Annotated in this window: 16 protein-coding genes; 3 read left to right on the top strand and 13 right to left on the bottom strand. The window is 56.1% G+C overall.

Going from position 1 to position 16,426, the window contains the following annotated elements; translation table 11 throughout:
- Positions 1-2: 2 nt before the first annotated feature.
- The 8 genes from NR164_RS01215 to NR164_RS01180 form a co-directional block, all read right to left on the bottom strand.
- Complete coding sequence (locus NR164_RS01215; protein ID WP_074059106.1) at positions 3-998, bottom strand: major capsid protein; 996 nt, start codon at positions 996-998, stop codon at positions 3-5.
- A gap of 63 nt (positions 999-1,061) precedes the next feature.
- Entirely contained in the window at positions 1,062-1,406 is a 345-nt protein-coding gene (locus NR164_RS01210; protein ID WP_256822130.1) for a head decoration protein, read from the bottom strand.
- Positions 1,403-2,533: a head maturation protease, ClpP-related gene (locus tag NR164_RS01205; protein ID WP_256822129.1), complete on the bottom strand. Its 1,131-nt coding sequence runs from the start codon at positions 2,531-2,533 to the stop codon at positions 1,403-1,405. The genes NR164_RS01210 and NR164_RS01205 overlap by 4 nt, the downstream gene beginning before the upstream one ends.
- Positions 2,530-4,011, bottom strand: coding sequence for a phage portal protein (locus NR164_RS01200; RefSeq protein WP_256822128.1), 1,482 nt, complete (start codon positions 4,009-4,011; stop codon positions 2,530-2,532). Before NR164_RS01200 ends, NR164_RS01205 begins: the two co-directional genes overlap by 4 nt.
- On the bottom strand, positions 4,011-4,217 hold the full coding sequence (locus tag NR164_RS01195) for a phage head-tail joining protein (protein ID WP_048729082.1): 207 nt from the start codon (positions 4,215-4,217) through the stop codon (positions 4,011-4,013). The genes NR164_RS01200 and NR164_RS01195 overlap by 1 nt, the downstream gene beginning before the upstream one ends.
- A 1-nt stretch (position 4,218) precedes the next feature.
- The gene (locus tag NR164_RS01190) at positions 4,219-6,243 is read right to left on the bottom strand and encodes a phage terminase large subunit family protein (protein WP_256822127.1); all 2,025 of its coding nucleotides are present in this window, start codon (positions 6,241-6,243) and stop codon (positions 4,219-4,221) included.
- A gap of 3 nt (positions 6,244-6,246) precedes the next feature.
- Positions 6,247-6,849: a terminase small subunit gene (locus NR164_RS01185; protein ID WP_256822126.1), complete on the bottom strand. Its 603-nt coding sequence runs from the start codon at positions 6,847-6,849 to the stop codon at positions 6,247-6,249.
- A gap of 207 nt (positions 6,850-7,056) precedes the next feature.
- Positions 7,057-7,401 carry a phage holin family protein gene (locus tag NR164_RS01180; protein WP_256822125.1) on the bottom strand — a complete coding sequence of 115 codons (345 nt, stop codon included), beginning with the start codon at positions 7,399-7,401 and terminating at the stop codon, positions 7,057-7,059.
- A 107-nt stretch (positions 7,402-7,508) separates the two neighbouring features.
- Here NR164_RS01180 and NR164_RS01175 point away from each other — a divergent pair, with 107 nt between their 5' ends.
- On the top strand, positions 7,509-7,886 hold the full coding sequence (locus NR164_RS01175) for a hypothetical protein (protein WP_256822124.1): 378 nt from the start codon (positions 7,509-7,511) through the stop codon (positions 7,884-7,886).
- 519 nt (positions 7,887-8,405) lie between these two features.
- On the opposite strand, the gene NR164_RS01170 is transcribed toward NR164_RS01175, so the two are convergent.
- The 5 genes from NR164_RS01170 to NR164_RS01150 form a co-directional block, all read right to left on the bottom strand.
- Positions 8,406-8,771 (bottom strand): hypothetical protein, encoded by a 366-nt coding sequence (locus NR164_RS01170; RefSeq protein ID WP_256822123.1) that lies wholly within the window; start codon positions 8,769-8,771, stop codon positions 8,406-8,408.
- Positions 8,764-10,980 (bottom strand): VapE domain-containing protein, encoded by a 2,217-nt coding sequence (locus NR164_RS01165; RefSeq protein WP_256822122.1) that lies wholly within the window; start codon positions 10,978-10,980, stop codon positions 8,764-8,766. The genes NR164_RS01170 and NR164_RS01165 overlap by 8 nt, the downstream gene beginning before the upstream one ends.
- A complete protein-coding gene (locus NR164_RS01160) occupies positions 10,970-11,197 on the bottom strand; it encodes a TraR/DksA family transcriptional regulator (RefSeq protein WP_236238592.1) in 228 nt (75 codons plus the stop codon). Before NR164_RS01160 ends, NR164_RS01165 begins: the two co-directional genes overlap by 11 nt.
- Positions 11,190-11,708 (bottom strand): phage regulatory CII family protein, encoded by a 519-nt coding sequence (locus tag NR164_RS01155; RefSeq protein WP_256822121.1) that lies wholly within the window; start codon positions 11,706-11,708, stop codon positions 11,190-11,192. Before NR164_RS01155 ends, NR164_RS01160 begins: the two co-directional genes overlap by 8 nt.
- A gap of 334 nt (positions 11,709-12,042) precedes the next feature.
- Positions 12,043-12,303: a hypothetical protein gene (locus NR164_RS01150; protein ID WP_256822120.1), complete on the bottom strand. Its 261-nt coding sequence runs from the start codon at positions 12,301-12,303 to the stop codon at positions 12,043-12,045.
- Between the two features lie 79 nt (positions 12,304-12,382).
- Here NR164_RS01150 and NR164_RS01145 point away from each other — a divergent pair, with 79 nt between their 5' ends.
- Both NR164_RS01145 and NR164_RS01140 read left to right on the top strand, forming a co-directional pair.
- Entirely contained in the window at positions 12,383-13,114 is a 732-nt protein-coding gene (locus NR164_RS01145) for a LexA family transcriptional regulator (RefSeq protein ID WP_256822283.1), read from the top strand.
- A 65-nt stretch (positions 13,115-13,179) separates the two neighbouring features.
- The gene (locus NR164_RS01140) at positions 13,180-16,413 is read left to right on the top strand and encodes a VPA1262 family protein (RefSeq protein WP_256822119.1); all 3,234 of its coding nucleotides are present in this window, start codon (positions 13,180-13,182) and stop codon (positions 16,411-16,413) included.
- The last annotated feature ends 13 nt before the right edge of the window (positions 16,414-16,426 follow it).

The following is a 16,426-nucleotide window of genomic DNA, read 5'->3' as shown; positions in this document are numbered from 1 at the left end:
GGTTAGAGTTCCAGCAGGATCTGCGCCAGGGGCCGCGTGCACAGGTGCAACGGGTTGGACTGGGCTTCACCGGCCACGCCCTTGTTGAACGGCAGCGGCTCGATCTTGCTGTAGTACGGGATGCCCTGGGTGTTGACCGTTTCCATGTAGTCGGCCGGTGCGAAGGACGAGATGTACAGATCCGGGACGCCTTCGGGGATCAACAGGGCCTTGTCGTCGTGGACGAACGAAACACCGGCCACCTTGCCACGATAACGCTCCCAGACGATCCCGCCGAACTCGAAGCTTTCACGGGCATCGCCACGCAGGGACGCGGCTTGCATAGTGTTGAGGTAGGTCTCTTTGACCGACCGGTGAACGATCAGCTTGTTCCAGAAGTTCTTGCCGCAGAAGGCCCGGGAGCCGGTGCTGGTGATACTGCCCAGGGCTTCCTCTTGCATATCGAGAGCTTCACCGGCACGAACACGCAACTCAGTGTCCGGATTGCCCAGGCCCATCGGCAGCTTTTTGCGATTGACGCCAAACGTCTTGTAGATATCCAGGAGCGAGGTCTTGCCGTCCGCGTCCAGGATCTGCCCGTTCAGGGCACCCATGCGCTGGAATTCGTGCGTGGCATCCAACTGGCGGCGAGCCTTCGCCAGGCGTTTGTTGACCACATCTTGCACCGACTGCAACTCGGTGCGAGTGCCGAAGGCTCGGATACCCTGGATCTCATCGGCCTTGATGGTGAAGCGTTCAGGCAGGTGCACGGTATTGAATGGGATCAACTGACGCTTGGTCCCGCCGACCACCAGGCCCGAGGTGCCACGCTCCCCCGCTGGCACCAGGGCCAGCGTGTCACCGTCCTTCTCGATCTGCACGGTGATCGTGCTGATGCCCTCTTCGCGAAACAGGCCCAAGCTACTGATGCGGCCCGGCAGGTATTCCTGTTCATTGATTGCAGCGGTCAGCGAGGAGACGCTGAACGCATCGTCTTCAAAAATGGCGATATCGGCCATGGGGGTACTCTCCAGAAACGAAAAATCCCGCACTCGGCGGGATGGATAAATAGGGGGAGCGTCTTAGCGGACGATCAGGAAATGGGCGGCCAGAGCCTTTTCGGCGGCGGGATCAAGCCCCGTCAGATGCGCTTCGCTGACCTCGGCCAGCCGCACTACCGCACGACCGCGCCGGACGACGTCCGATTGTCCCAGCGGCCCGTAAAGAATCGCGGTGGCATTTTCAGTGCCGTCCTCGGCCGTTGGCTGATAGGGCGCAAACTCGCCGCTGACCGTAATCAGGCCGAGGATCTGGCCCGGCTCCAGGGCAGCCCCGGCGGCGACGTTGATCGCTTCACGGGAAATATTGCCGGCGCCTTCGGACAGCAGAAACTCGCCCGCGTGCATCGATTCCAGTTTGATGGTCATGCTCTTACTCCTTTCGAGGTTCCGTTCTGTGCTGCCTGGCGGGCGGCCCAGACTGCGTGGGTGTCGACCTGTTTGGCCTTTATCGTTGGGACTGGGTCATCGTCCAGCGGCAGGCTGTTGTTGATTTCAAAGCCACCGCCACTGCCCACCAGCTTGTCGAACAGACGCGCGCGGACTGCGGCTTCGTCCAGGCCCGCCGAGATGAACTCGGCAGTCAGTTCCGGGAGTCGTGCTGCGACGCAAAGGCCGTGCAAGGCTTTGGCCTTTGTCAGCGCAGCCTGGACTACGGCTTCGCTTTCCAGCTTTGTGGTGGCAAGTAACGAATCCACCAGGTTATTGATGCCCGCCGCAGCACAACCCTGGGTGACCATCAGCGCCAGTTTGGACGAGTCCACCACCGGCGCTGGATCAGGCTCCGGCGGCTCGACTTCCGGCTCTTCATCCAGTTGGGCGAGCAACTCCGGTGGGGCATGCTGGAAACGCTGCAACACGCTGCCCTGACCGAGACAGGCGCTGACCTTGAGGCCATCGCCCACTTCATCGGCCAAGCCCAGCGCCACCGCTTCATTGGCCGTGAGCCAGGTTTCAGCGTTAACCATGCGCCGCAGCTCGGCTTCGTCGATGTCCGGCGCCTTGGATTTGTACGCCGCGATGATGGCTTCCAGGGTCTGGTCCAGCACATCGGCGACGCGGCGGAAGTCTTCGGCATCACCACTGGTAAAGGTGTAGGGGTTGTGGATCATCAGCATGGCATTGGCCGCGATTACCACCCGGTGAGCGCCGCACACCGCGACACTGGCCGCGCTGGCCGCCAAGGCATCAATGCGACCGGTGCAGCGCGCTCCCAGGCGCGACAGTGCGTTGTGGATCGCCAGGCCGTCGAACAGGTCGCCGCCGATGCTGTTGAACGCAACAATCACAGGCGACATACCGTCATCCATGGCGCGAAGATCCTGCACGAACTGGTTGGCAGTGACGCCCCAGGCGCCGATCTCGCCGTACACGAAGATCTCGATGCTGCGTTGCTCAGCTTCGCCGCTGGCCTGGAAGGTGTACCAGCTTTTGTCAGCGACCTTTACCTGCTTGCCGGCCTTGTCATAAACGCGGGGTTTGGTTTTTTTGCTCATGGTTGTTCCTTGTCATCGATCACCTCGATGGCTTCAAGAGTCGTGTAATTGAGGCCAAGGCCCGTGGCCCTGACGAGATCTGCAGCGTTTTCGGTATCGACCGTTTCCGCGTCATAGCCAGTACGCAGCACCATCTCGCTGCGCGAGGCAAAGCCCGCCTGCACTTCCATCCGCCGCGCCTGTACGTCCTGTACCGGCTGGATGTAAGCCCAGCCTTGCGGCACCCAACGTGTGCGCAGGTATTCGCGACGGCGTTGCGCGTAGTCCTCCAGCACCAGGGCGCCGGACAGCACCGCCATGTCCATCCAGGCTGCCCGCACCGGGCGACACAATTGATGCACATACACGCCAAATTGCAGTTGCTCCAGGCGCCGCCGGAACTCGTTGAGCACTACCCGTAGCGCCCGGTCGTTGACCTCCCGCATATCGCCGGTGAGGATCTCGTAAGGCGTGCCCGACCCCGCCGCCGCAGCCATCAACTGCTGCCGCATAAAGTCTGGGTAGTTGTTGCCGGCATCCGGTGGTTTGGAAAACTCCACCTCTTCACCAGGCCCCAGCTCCTGCATGGTGCCGGGCTCCAGGGCGACCATCGGCGTGAAGCCATCACGGTCGGTCGTCAGCAGTTGCCCCGTGACAGGGTCGCGTGGTTGCTGCCCCATCTCCGGTGACGGCCGCTTGATGAAACCGGCGAACAGGTTTGCCACTTCCTGGCGAAACAACACCGCATCGTCGTAGTTGTCCAGGCTGCGCAGGCGCTTCAATACCGGCGCCAGACGCGGCACGCCGCGCAGTTGCCCTGGCTCCATCGGTTCGAAGATATGCAGCACCTGAGCCGCCGGCACACGTACCAACTGGTTGTAGCCCGCGTTCAACGACGACGAATCGCGTGGATGCGAGAGGTACATCCAATACGCCACACGCTTGCCAGCCGGATTGAACTCGATCCCGGCACGGATGACGTTGCCGTTTTTAGCCGTCTCGAACTTGTCGTGTGGGACAAATTCAGGGGCCAGCGCCTGCAGTTGCAGCGGCACCGCCAACCCTTCGCTCGGGCTGCGCGGCCGTAATCGGACGAAGCATTCCCCTGCAGTTTCTACGGTGCGCGCCACCAGCGCCTGCATGCCGTAGAAGTCCGTCAGTTCATCGGCGTCGGCCTCATCCACCCAGTCGTCCCACAGCTGCTGTTTCAACTTGCGCAGCTCAGCATCGTCCGTGGTCGGCCTGGGTGTGATGCCGGTGCCGATCAGGTTGCTGACGCGCTTGTCGATGACGTTGAAGGCATACGGGTCATTGCGCACTGCCGCCCGCGAACGAGCCCGCAGGTTGCGAAGCGCCGGGGTGTTGATGCTGTTGATGCCGTTATCGGAGGCTTCCCAACTGGCCGAACGCCGGCCCTCCCCGGCGCCTTCGTAACTGGCCTTGATGTTCGACGGCAGCAAGAATCCGTTACGGGTCAGCGTCGGATAATGTCGGGCCATTAGAGTCCTTTGCCTCCGTGGGTTAGCCGAACCACGCGAGAGCGCGGCCCGGCAGCGTTGGTCAGCGACGTGCGGATCTCGTCGCGGGCCTTGAGCAGTTCATCGATGGAGCGGTACTCCACCGTGCGGTCGCTGTAGCGCACGGTCTTTTCACCGCGTGCGATGGCGCGCTCGATGGCTTCGAGGTGCTTCGGGGTAAACGACATATCAGCGTCTCTTCAGGTAACCGCTGGTGGAACTGCGGCGTTGTGGGGGTGCAGCGGGTCGCGGTTGGGCGACTGAGGCAGCAGGCGGCGGTGCTGGAAGCGACTGACGCGCAGCAACCGGTGCCGGTGCTTCGTCAACGTCGGCGCGTTCGTCTTGCACGGGCTTGACGCCCGACACATCGTCGAACAATCCGGACTGCGCCAGCGCTTGGCGTACTCGCTCCCAGTCGTGTTCCTGGTACCGGTTGATGCCGAGGTAATGCGCCATCGCCAGGCAGTACACCATCAGGTCGAGCGCTTCGTTGCGCTCAGCCTTGCCCTTGACCCACTCGATACGCTTGTAGCCTTTGACGTATCGGGCGACCTTGCGCTCGGCAACGCACTGGGCGAAGAATTCGTCCGGCAGGTCGTTGGCAAAGTGCAGCGAACCAGGGCCGTCCTCGAAGGCGTAACGGTTGTAGATCCAGTCCTTCGCGGTGTCGGTACCGACAAACCACAGCTCGGCGCCGCCGCGTTCGGTCTGGCCCTTCCATGTCACGTCGACCATGGACGGCCGCTGAGCAATCACCGGTTTGCCGGGCTTGCTCGCGCCCTTGATGGCGAAGATGTTGCGCCAGCGCCTCACACGGCAGAACTGGTACACCTCGTCGGTGTGGTGACCGCCGGAGTCAACGCCCGTCGCCAGGATCGCCAACGCAACGCCGCAAGGGTGTCGGTATCGAACCTTGAGTTTTTCGTCCAACACCGCCCAGGTGCGCTCATCCGCAGGATCGCCCCAAATCACCTGGTGGTCGACCACCCAACGCTCCATACCGACGCCGAATCCCATCACCATCAACTCCAGGCGATTGGCCTGGACGTCGACGGCGCCCGTCAGCATCAATACGCCCACCGGCATGCTGCCGAGGGTGTAGGTCTCCAGCCGTGCCCGAGCGACCAGCACTTCGGCCTTGGTCTGCTCTTGCGCGCTGTCCCAAACCTTGGCGAGACGGGTGTTGTAGAACACCTGCATCAGGCCCATGTCGCCCTTGGCCTGGGCCTTCTTGGCATCTTCGAACTCTTCGGCCAGCGAGGCCCAGTCCTTCCAACCAATCGGCGAGTACAGCGCGTTGAGGTGGAAACCCACCGTCTTGCCATCGCCGTTGCCATGGGCGCGCCATTCCCCACGGGCGAGCATGTCGGTCTTGTGATGCTCCTCGATCAGGACGTCACATTCAGACGCAGCGCACTGGTAGTGAACCGTGCTGTAGTCCTTGCTGTAGAGCAGCCGCTCCCATTCCAGCACCTGCATGTGCCCGCAGGTGGGGCATGGCACATAGTAGTAACGCTGGTCGCTGGACTCGAACAGGTCCGAGATCCGCGAGGCGCCCTTGATCGTCGGCGAGCTGGAGAAGTAGATCTTGGCGTTGCGCCCGAAGTTGGTCGCCCGCGTTTCCGCCAGCACGATGGGATCGCCTTCCTGGCCGACATCGTTCTCCCAACGGTCGACCTCATCGCCGTAGATGTAGCGCGCCGACAGCTCCGACAGGTTGGCCGCAGAGCCCGCCGTGGTGACGTACAGGGCGCCGCCCTCGAACTCCTTGGTATCCATGGTGTTGCGGGCATCCCGTGAGCGGCTGGCCGCTACCCGCTTTGCCAGCTCTGGTGTTGCCTTGATCGTCTTGCTGATCCGCCCGGAAACTCGCTTGGACAGGCTCAGGCTAGGCAACAGCGCCAGGATGTTGGACGGTGCCATGTGGATCAGGCCGCCCATCCAGTTCAAGGCGATCTGCGTTTTCATCAGCTGCGAAGCTACCATCGTGACCACGCGCCGGCACGGGTGAGCCGGCGACAGGCAGCGCATAGGTTCGCGAGCGTATGGCGTCCGCTCGGTGCGGTATTTCCCGGGCTCAGGTGCACCAGTGTCTCGCGGGATACGCATAAACTCGTCTGCCCACTCGTCGATCCAGAGGTCTGGGTCGGGTCGCAACCCACGGAAATACGCTTCACGGTACGCACGGTCACCGTCAGGAAATTCCGTGGTCATAGGTCAGCTCACAGTTATCGCTCGTTCGAGGTCGGACGAAGACATACGCTCCGCCTCTTCCAGTGATTTGCGGAGTGTTGCCGTCAGGTGTTTTTCGATATCCCAGGGATCGGTCATGGCTGCAACTTTGTGGGACAGCTGGGGTAGCAGGCCGAAGAGTTGGTCACGCAAGTGCCGCCCAGCGTTGTAGGCCCCCAGCTCGACAGCATCCCTGGCAACCAGCGAGCCCTGCGCCTTGTGCAGCTCGATCTCGGCCAGTTGCGCCAGATTGTGTTCGCGCATGGCGCGAGCCTTTTGGAAGTCATGGCCCTTGGCGCCGACAGCAATTGGCTGCGGCGGCGCAGCCGCGTTAGTCGGCTCGACCTGGGAGGAAAGTTGACTGTAAACGTCACGCTGGATCCGGTCCTGTTGGTGTCGAGCCGCGACGGCGGCTTTGCTAGGGTCGGCGGTTTCGAGGATCAGTGCTTCGGTTGCCAGCACATCCACCATCTTGCCATCCGGCGAAAGCACTAGGCGGTTGTTGCCTTTTAGCCAGGTGATGTAACTAGGCGTCCTGCCGATGCGAGCCGCGAAAGCGCTCTTTGACAGGTAGGTTGGTTCTGTCATGAGCTATCCTTTTTCAACGGCTTTTCAATGCAAGCCTTTCAATTTCAATGGATTGAATTTCAGTAAGTTGGCAGCTCTCCCGCTAACGCTTTCCCGCGGGTTTCATGCCCCGTGTCCCTCGAATGCCGCCAGGGTCCCCGGCGACTTTTCGGCGCACCATTTTGATGCAAGCCCCTACAGGCCACGTATTCCGTGGCCCCCAGTACGTCATGCCTGACCACCACCCGAGGGAGGAACATCGCACACGCCCAACCGCTTGGCGGCCCAGCGTTCGTACAGACCGATGGCGAGATCGGCACCGGCCATCGCGGTGAGGCAGCCGATGCTCCCCGCCGCCAGAACCGACATCCCCGAAGCGTGCAGCAACATCATGGTGGAAAGCCCGCAGACCACGCAGGCCCCGGACCGAAGCAGCAAACGGCGGACCAATGACCAGCCGCTCACCCCCGCTTTGTCGGCCCGCCACGCCTCGCCGGAAATCCCGCCGACCAGGGACAGTACGATCACCATCCAGATCGGCATCTCAATAAGCGCTTGCTGCTCGTTTGTCATACCATTTTCCTGTTTGGTATCGGTGTTATGGGGCAAAAATTGTTTTCGCCCCCTCGTATTTATCAAACGTTCATCACATGGAATTACTGGTTTTTTGGAGAGTGCACATGAGCGCGTTTGACCTACTAAGCCTTGTCATCGGCGTTGCGAGTTTGCTGATTACTGTCATTGGCGTGCCCGGCTTCGTATTGGCATGGGCGCAGGCATCTGATGAAGCAAAAGATAAATTTCGAAACACATGGGCTTGGATACGACGCAAGATCTACAGAGGCTGGGTGTATTTCTCCTGCTTTGTCCTTGTCGCGACCGGCGTCGGGAAAATGGTGGAGTTCATCACCAGCAGCGAGCCGATGACTCGATTCGATGTTTTTCTGCTGCTGATGAATTTCATGAGCCTGGGCGTCTTTTCCGTGATTTCGCTGGCCGTGATCGTCATGTTTCAACTTGAAGACAAGAAGAAAGCCCAGCAGCTGGTAACGCCATAGCCCATAAACGCAAAAACCCGGCGCAATGGCCGGGTTCAGTGTGGTGGTGAGTCCCGCTGCTTGCGGTCGCACCTATCGAAGATGGGTACTTTTTACAGGTGGATTCCGGTGGCAGCAAGGGAGTTTTAATGCCATGGCGCAATACGGGTGCAATACAGGTATGACGCAGGTGCAACACAGGGACAACGCATTCAATCGGCTATCGCTTCTGGTGCCCTGTCTGACCTGTCCTACTATTCCTGATCGAAGTAGGACAGCTACAGGCGCCTGAATTCGGGGCTCTGCCCTACTGTCCTACCTTTTCTTCCTTTCTCTTGTGTATAGAGAGAAAGCTAAAATCACGCGTGCGCGCCATGGGCGCGATTACGTGCCCGCTATGCTCATGTGTGCGTGGGGCGGGTAAAGGTTGGACGGTAGGACAGACCAACAACGGCGCGGCCTGCGCCTGTCCAACTGCGCTAAATAGCAGTCGGACAAGGCAGGACAGTAGGACAGCGGCACGTGGATTGACGCCGAGGGTCATGCAGCCTTCCCCATCAGCATGCCGGCGATGTGCAGGTGGGCTTCGTGCAGACGCTGGTAGTAGGTATCCCGACTGCATCCGCAGTGGGTGTACTTCTGGGACAGGAAGCTCTCGTGGTTGCAGTAGTGCTCGCGCACGACGACCGACAGCTGCGGCGGCAAGTGCTTGTTGACGATCAGCTCGATGTCGACCGACTCATCCAGCAGCACCCGACTACCACGCGTGCCGCGTATCAGCTCCCCTTTGCATTCCATCAGCATGGCGATCATGTTGCCGCCACTCGGCCCTCCAACGTTTTCTGGTAAAGGCGAATGCAGATCCTGCGCCCATAGCTTGAGCATCTCGTCGATTCGCTTAATCAAAGCAAGGCTCCTCGATCACCGACTGCTGCAACACAGACGCACGCCCCCAGCCCGCAGGCTTTTCATAGGCCCATGGCCGCACTCCACTTTTCGGCAACGCCGGCATGCGCCGCTTTCGCCAACCCAGCCGGTGCATGATTGCCCCGACCCGCATCTGCTCGGGTTTGCCCCAGTGCCCGAAGTCCAGTTTCAGCGCCTGGGTCAGGATCTCGTTGCCGGTGGCCGTCTCGCCGATCTGCGACTCTTCCATCCACGCCAGGATTGGCCCTTCCCATTCGTCGACCACGAAGCGTTCGTCCTGGGCCTCGGCGAACATCTTGGATTCGTCTTTGTTCACCCACCAGATGTCGCCCGCCTCGAAGCAGAACAAAGCCTCGGCCCACAGCTGATCGCGGATCTCGCGCAGTTGCTCCAGATCGACCTTGTTGCAGAACACCGGCCAGTAGCGACGGTTGCCCGTGGCGTCCTTGAGGTATTCCTCTTGGTTGGTGGTGCCCACGAAAACACACTGGCGTGGCACGTCATTCGTTCTGCGGCCGTAGCTTTCGCGGTAGGTGTCGGTGGACGCGGAGAAGAACTGCTTGGCCTTGGTGCTTTCGGCTTTGTTGAAGCTGTCCAGCTCTCCCAGCTCGACGATCCACTTGCCGCGAATCGCCTGGAAGCTGTCCTTGTCGCCGAGGGCAAAAGGCGTGTCCATGAACCACTCGCCGCCGAGTACGCCCATGGCCGTGGACTTGCCGGCGCCCTGCCCGCCTTCGAGGATCATCACCGAGTCAGCTTTGCAGCCTGGACGCATCACCCGTGCGACTGCGGAGATCAGCCAGCGCTTGCCGACCTTGGCCGAGTACTCGCTGGCATTGACGCCCAGCACGTCAGTCAGCCAGGTTTCTATACGGGGCACGCGGTCCCACTCCAGCTTCTCCAGGTACTCACGCACGGGATGGAAGGCGTGGTCGTGGGCGACAACGCTGACCGCCTCGATCACGTGGGAGGCTTTGACGCGCAGGTTGTATTGCTGCGCGAGCCACTTCATCACGCGCATGTCGTCGATGTCGGCCCAATCCCCGGCACCGCCGCCGAAAGGCGCAGACCGCAGTTTGACGATCTTGGAGCTGAACACGCTGTAACCGATGACGCCGGCCCAGCGTTCGTCGTTGCCCAGGATCAACTCCACGTTTTGCATGTGTGCGATCAGGGAGCCGTTTTCTGTGCGGGCGAGTTGGTCTTTCCAACCACCCGCTGCAGGAGGCTTGACCACCGCCAGCACCTGGCGGCGGACGGCCTCCAAACCTTCGGCGACGTGCAGGTCGTTGAAGTCGGTCCACTTGATCTCGCGCTCGCCGGAGAACACCGGGGCAACCACTTGACCGCCGACGACCAACGCGGCGTTGGCGGCCTTCTCTTCGCCTGGGTTCCAGGCGTCACCGTTGGGGCGTTTGGTCTTCCAGTCGTCGTCGCGGCAGATGATCAATGGGCAGCCGGGGAAACGCTCGCGCATGGCCTTGGAGACCGGCAGCAGGTTGCCCGCGTCGAAGGCGATGGCAACAGTAAGCGACGTCGCCATGTACAGGCTGGCGCCCGTGGCGTAGCCCTCACACACCAACACCGGTTCGCCGGGCTCAGGATGCGGGCCGATCAGGTGGAAGGCGCCTTCCTTCGACATGCCGTAGGGCCAGTACGCCTTGTCGCGGCCGGTGTCCTCTTGCTTCGCGGGGAAAATCACCTGCAGGCCGACGATCTGATCGCGCACATTGCACATAGGCACCAAAAATGCGCCAGTACGTGGCGCATAGCGAACCTTGAAGCCGACAATCTGCTTTCGATCCAGATAGGCGCTCTTGCCCTTCTCCGGCATGCGCTTGAACAGGCCGGCAGCACGGCTGGCCGCTCGGCGCGAGGCGTTGGCCGCAACCTCGGCAGCCTTACGCTTTGCCTCTTCCTGCCGAGCGCGCATGACCTCACGCTCTTCGGTGCTCATGCGCCCGGCCTTGACCTTGATCTTTTGGGTGTCACCGGAGCGCCAGTCACCGAAGCTGCCGAAGATCAGCGTTTCGTTTTTTTCAGTACGGTGTTCGTGGATGACGTACCAGCCGTTTTTTTCCTTGCCCTTGTCCTGGGTGGTTTTGCAGCGGGTGAGTTTGCCGAAGACCAGGGGCTGAACGGGTTCAAGGCCGTAGTCCGCGAACTGATTCAATACCTCATCGAGCATGGCGGGCATTCCTGGCTTCGTCGATGGATTGGCAAGTCACGCAATGCGTGCAGCCGGGAATCGCAACGCGGCGCGCTGTTGGGATCGGCGTGTCGCACTCTTCACAGAACATGAAGGAATGCGCGGGCATGGCGGTTTTTTTCGCGTTTCGTGCGGCAAGCGCACGGTCCATACGCTCCTGCACCAGGTCATTTGCAAAGTCGATGTCGTCAGCCACGGTCCGCCCCCCGAGTTGTCTGGTTGACGTATTGGGCGCGATTGAGCATCCCCAACAGCCCTTGGATTCCGCGAAATACCTGCAGGCGAATCTCGGCCAGTTCCTGATCACTCACAACGCCATCGCCAATGCTCTTGGCCCAGGTGTCGGCCAGGTCAGCCACCTGCCTGAAGTACGAGGCAATACCGGTGGTCAGGGTCTCAGGCATGTCACTGGTATAGGTTTCAGCCAGCTCTTGCCACGTTGTGTCGCCGACCAATGCATGCACCGCATCGAGGATGCGGCGGTCCTTGGTCAATTCGAGGATCTCGCCGAACTCTTGAATGTTGACCGCGTGCGAGGGATGGGTGGGAGACAACTTGTGCTGCAGCGTGGTGGCATTGCGGCCGGTGGTGGCCGCGATTGCAGCGGCACCGCCGGGATAGTCCCGTGCGGCGTGGTACAGGGCTAATTCGAGCGTCAGGACTTCCCTTTGCGCTCGATCAACACAGCTTAAAGCTACTCGGCTCATGGCATTAATCCTACTAAGTTGCCAGTGCCCCGCGACATGCAGTGGTGTTACATTTGCCGCGTGGCTTGAAAGGGCCCAAACGCCGGCCAGATCTTAGGGATCGAAACCGGCACCGTGCCGAGGCGAACAATCCGTTGCTCACCTCTGGCGCAACAGCTGCCTAATCTGTGGTGGAGAAGGCAGCAACCCAAGGCATCCGTGTCTTGGCAGCGCGATAAAGGGAGGTGGTTTGCATGTGGTGTGCCCTCCTACCTTCGTCGCGACCCGACAGCACTGTGGTGGTGTGTGCCGGGAGGAACTAGGCGGCCCTTGGGTCGCCTTTTTTCTGACTATGCTATGCAGCAACTTTCTGCGGTGCAGAAGCGCTCAGAAGCCAGGCCGACTCAAAGTCGTTGCCCTTCTGCTTTGCGGCTCTCGCCAAAAGCACAGCGTATTGGGTTTCACCGGTGTAATCGGTCCGTGGCAGACAGGCTGCCTGACGCCACTTATTCAGCGCTTGATAGCTTCTATCGCAAACCTTGGCGGCGGCCCCGATGCCGCCTACAGCTTCAAATGCGAACGCAATGGCATTCGGAAAACCTGCGGGGTCCAACATGGCAACCTCCATTTATCAACTCGAAGTTGATATTAAACATCAACTGACTATTGTGCAAGCTCCGTGGCACCCTCAACCCATGGTTGATAAAAATGAATTGAGGGTCGCTTTTAGCGCCCGCTTACACGAAGCTCTCGACGATGCTGGCGTACGCGCCCGGGGTCGTGGTGTGGACATCCATCGTCAGTTAAAAGGACTGGGAGTCAACAAGACCACTCAAGCTGTTAGCAAATGGTTGAATGGCGAGGCCATGGCGGAAGCGGATAGCATGGTTGCGCTTTGCTCTTGGTTAAAGGTGCGCCGTGAATGGCTTGAATACGGTGTGCTGCCGAAGGAACAGACTGGTGAAACCAACGTTCGACACATGGTTGTCGGAGACGGGAGTAACGTCAGCGAAATCTATCAGCGTTTTGGAAAGGTTCCGCTAATCTCTTGGGTTCAAGCAGGCGCCTGGTGCGAGGCGATTTCCAATTTCGAATCATATGATTCCGACTCATGGTTATCTTGCCCTGTACCAATAAGCAACCACGGATACGCACTCAAGGTCCTTGGCGACTCAATGACCAATCCAGGTCCAGGCCGTAGCTATCCCACAGGCTGCATTATCTTTGTTGATCCAGAGGCCGAAACTAAAACTGGGGATCGAGTAATAGCCAGAGTCCCACGAACCAATGAAGCCACATTCAAAGTCTTGGTAGAAGACGCCGGGCGTCAGTTTTTGAGGCCTATAAACCCCCAATATCCTATCATCGACATTACAGAAGAAACCCATATCTGCGGAAAAGTTGTTGGCTCTTTTATCCCCGAATAATAAGAACTTTAATTATCGCTACACTCACTAACTAAACACCCGTACACCGTCAGACAAGGACAGCCATGACAGACATACAATCGATAATTAACGATACCAACCTTCAACGTCTATTCGATGATACTGCCGGCGATAACTGCGCAATTCAGATATGGTTACTCCAAACAATTCAAGACGAATCAAAGATCACCAATCTTCTTTACGCACGATTCCTTCCTTCAAGTTACCAAGGCAATGAATGGCATGCACCGAAGGAGGATCATTTTAAAATAGTTTCCAATACAAAAAGCCAAATACTGCCACTAAACCTTTACTGCGCCCCATCAAAAGCCAGCAACACATTAGAAAATCTACTACTAGGAAAGACCATAGAGCAAATAAGTCGTGAGCTTGACATCACCATTAGCAGCGACCTGGCAGAGAGAATAAAGGATTTCACTATACAAACAGATGTAATTTACAAACCAACCACTTTAATAACAATGAGAAATGGGCCTCGATCTGGAACCATAAGAAGCCCACATGGAACCGCTTCTGCATTTAGCGCCTCAATAATACTCCCAAATAGAAGCACCACTTTCAACATTGAGAACACATACAACACCAAGCTAGTGGAGTTTGCCATCTCCCAACTAAACAAAGATACAGGAATGCAGTTCCACAACGAAGATAGCCCTAGACTAGGAAGTGTTGAGTTATTAGTATTTCCAACATTAAACGAAAAAGAAAAAGACAACCTTCATGCAAGCTGGGACAGACATAATAATATATTCACAGTAGAACTAGATCTAACCACCGAAGAAGAAATACAAAAAATCACAAGCGCCTCACTAGTCATACACTTTATAAATGACAATCAAAAAATACATTCTTTAGTTTTAACACAACAGCCCGTTGAAGGCACTGTCATCTTTTTGGTCGAGGCCCAGGCAGAATACATCAATATAATTGACAGTGTGAAATTTGAAATATTCACATCCACAAGTAACAGTTCTGTCGGAAAATTACATTGCTCATATGATGTCAGCTATATGCGAGCAAATGCAATTTCTACTCGCATCGGCACTATATCTGGAAAATCAATTAACTTTGATTGGCTGACCAACGTTATTAACTCGTCACCAAAAACAGATCGAATTAAAGCGCTTCAAACGATTAACCATGGATCGAAAGCGACAACCTCCAAATTTAAAAATGAGATAGACGACCCTTGGGTTCGCTCTAATCATCAGATGAAAAGCCTTATAAAAGAAGCATTCCCCGAAGTATCTGAAGGCGGCTTCTTCCAACGTTTTAGAGATAGCGGTGGCTTAGGAAGAGTAGAGTTCGTTGAATGGATCCATAGAGTCATTGGTTCTTACCAAGAGCATCAGTTAGTTATCTTTGATCCTTACTTTGAAGATGTTGGCATCTCGTTACTTCTTCCTAAGGCCAGCACAGGAAGTGAATACATCGTAATAACAACTTATGAAAGTGGACAGCCAAACCCTAGAATCGCGAACTGCACTCAAGCATATCAACAAGTATCCACAATCACAGATAATATAAATTTCAAACTATACGGAATCCCAAAAGACTTCCTACATGATCGATACATCATTGTATCCGACCACACAGGAAAACCCATCAAAGGCTTTCATCTTTCGAACTCTCTACAAAGCGCCACAGACAATTACCCCCTACTAATAACCATCATCCCTGGCGACATACTTCCTAAAGTAGCGGAATACACCCACAACTTACTGACAAAATCCACGCTACCAATAAACACCTTGGAACTTCTGATCGACTCAACGACCTTTATCAAGCAACGACTCGTAACCGCGACCTATGAACCATTGTCATTCCTCGATGCACCGCTAGCAGCAAAAGCTATAGCTGCTTGGACAAATAACGCTGAACTCGCCAATCTAAGCGCTCAAAATCTAAAAACAAAACTTGAACAAGATGGATATACAAAAGACAACATCCTCAACAGCAAAAAACTAGGATCTCCTGAAAACTTCTTAATATCTCTTCACAAAGTTACCGAGCAAGAACTTAGTGACTACTGGGAGATAGGGGCAAATATTTTAGCCCACTCTCCTACAAGAACACTTAAAACTTTTATCATTACAGAAAGCATTGCAAACAAACTAAGCCTGCTTCTTATCAAAAAATCAAAATCTAAGCCGCCAGAAGAATTAGAGCCAGCACAAGAAGTATATATCGCCTCATCCCTAAGAAGTTCAATAGAAGAACTTCTACTACACGCACGAGGGTCAGATTTTGTCCACCCCACAAAATTCAAATCATTAAGCTGGGGAGATTTCTACGCAATAAAGTTCTTATGGATCAAGCAACCAAGCGTGCTATTTCACACACTTAGTTCTATCGACAAAGAAATCAATCTAAAAAACGCCAACCAAACTATTGCATGTGCAGTTGCCGCACAGATCATATGCGAGATATCTATGAGTGCGATCATCGGATTGACGCCCGAATATTCAAAACTCTTAATGTCGCAAAAAAAACCGCTACTCCGCTGGCTTGGTTATTCTGGCTTGGAAACGCTCATCAATAAAAACCCTCGAAACTTCAATCTTATAAAGTCAATAACGAATACCGAACAAAAATTGGTCACGGGATGGATAGTAAACAACAGTTATCGCCGCGACAGCGATAACACAATTTACAAAAAATCAATAAAGCACTATTTAACCCTATTTCAATTCCCAACTTCTAAAGAAAACACAAAAGAGCTATTCAAGAATTTACGCAACCACATGAACGAGCTTAGTTACTGCTATCCGTGGTTGATAACCGAGATTGTAAACCCGTTACTTGAAAAAGAAATTATAAACATTAGCTTCTTAGCTGAAGTTTGGCTAGATGAAATCCTGTTTCTGATAGAAAAACTAACAAAAAATGGAACAAGTATATTTCAAACTGACCATCAAGCAAAAACAACGGATGTCGGCGCCTTTCTATTAGCAAATAGCAACACTACTTTCCAAAAAGAGGTGTTTGCGATGCTTACCACAAAACTGGGTACACTCAAGCGAAAGATACAGAAACCTTTAGCATCCACTACTAACTGGACGGAATGGGACAATCATCTGAAAGCCAGTTTTTGGATTTATGGTTATCTAAAGTGGGTCCGGCACCATCTGCCTGTCGTAAGCGAAATCCACCAAGATCTAGATCACATAACTCAATTTGCATATGAGATCAGCTCAGGAAGATCTTTAAATGACTGGCGCCGATTGAATTACTCTGGCGGTCAATACTCTGTGTTTCTGGAGGAAAGGCCGTCATAGCAATCTGTAAAAA

Origin of the sequence: Pseudomonas sp. Pse79 (genome assembly GCF_024519615.1) — a bacterium.
GTDB classification, from domain to species: Bacteria; Pseudomonadota; Gammaproteobacteria; order Pseudomonadales; family Pseudomonadaceae; genus Aquipseudomonas; species Aquipseudomonas veronii.
This window is presented reverse-complemented; position numbering and strand designations above follow the sequence as displayed.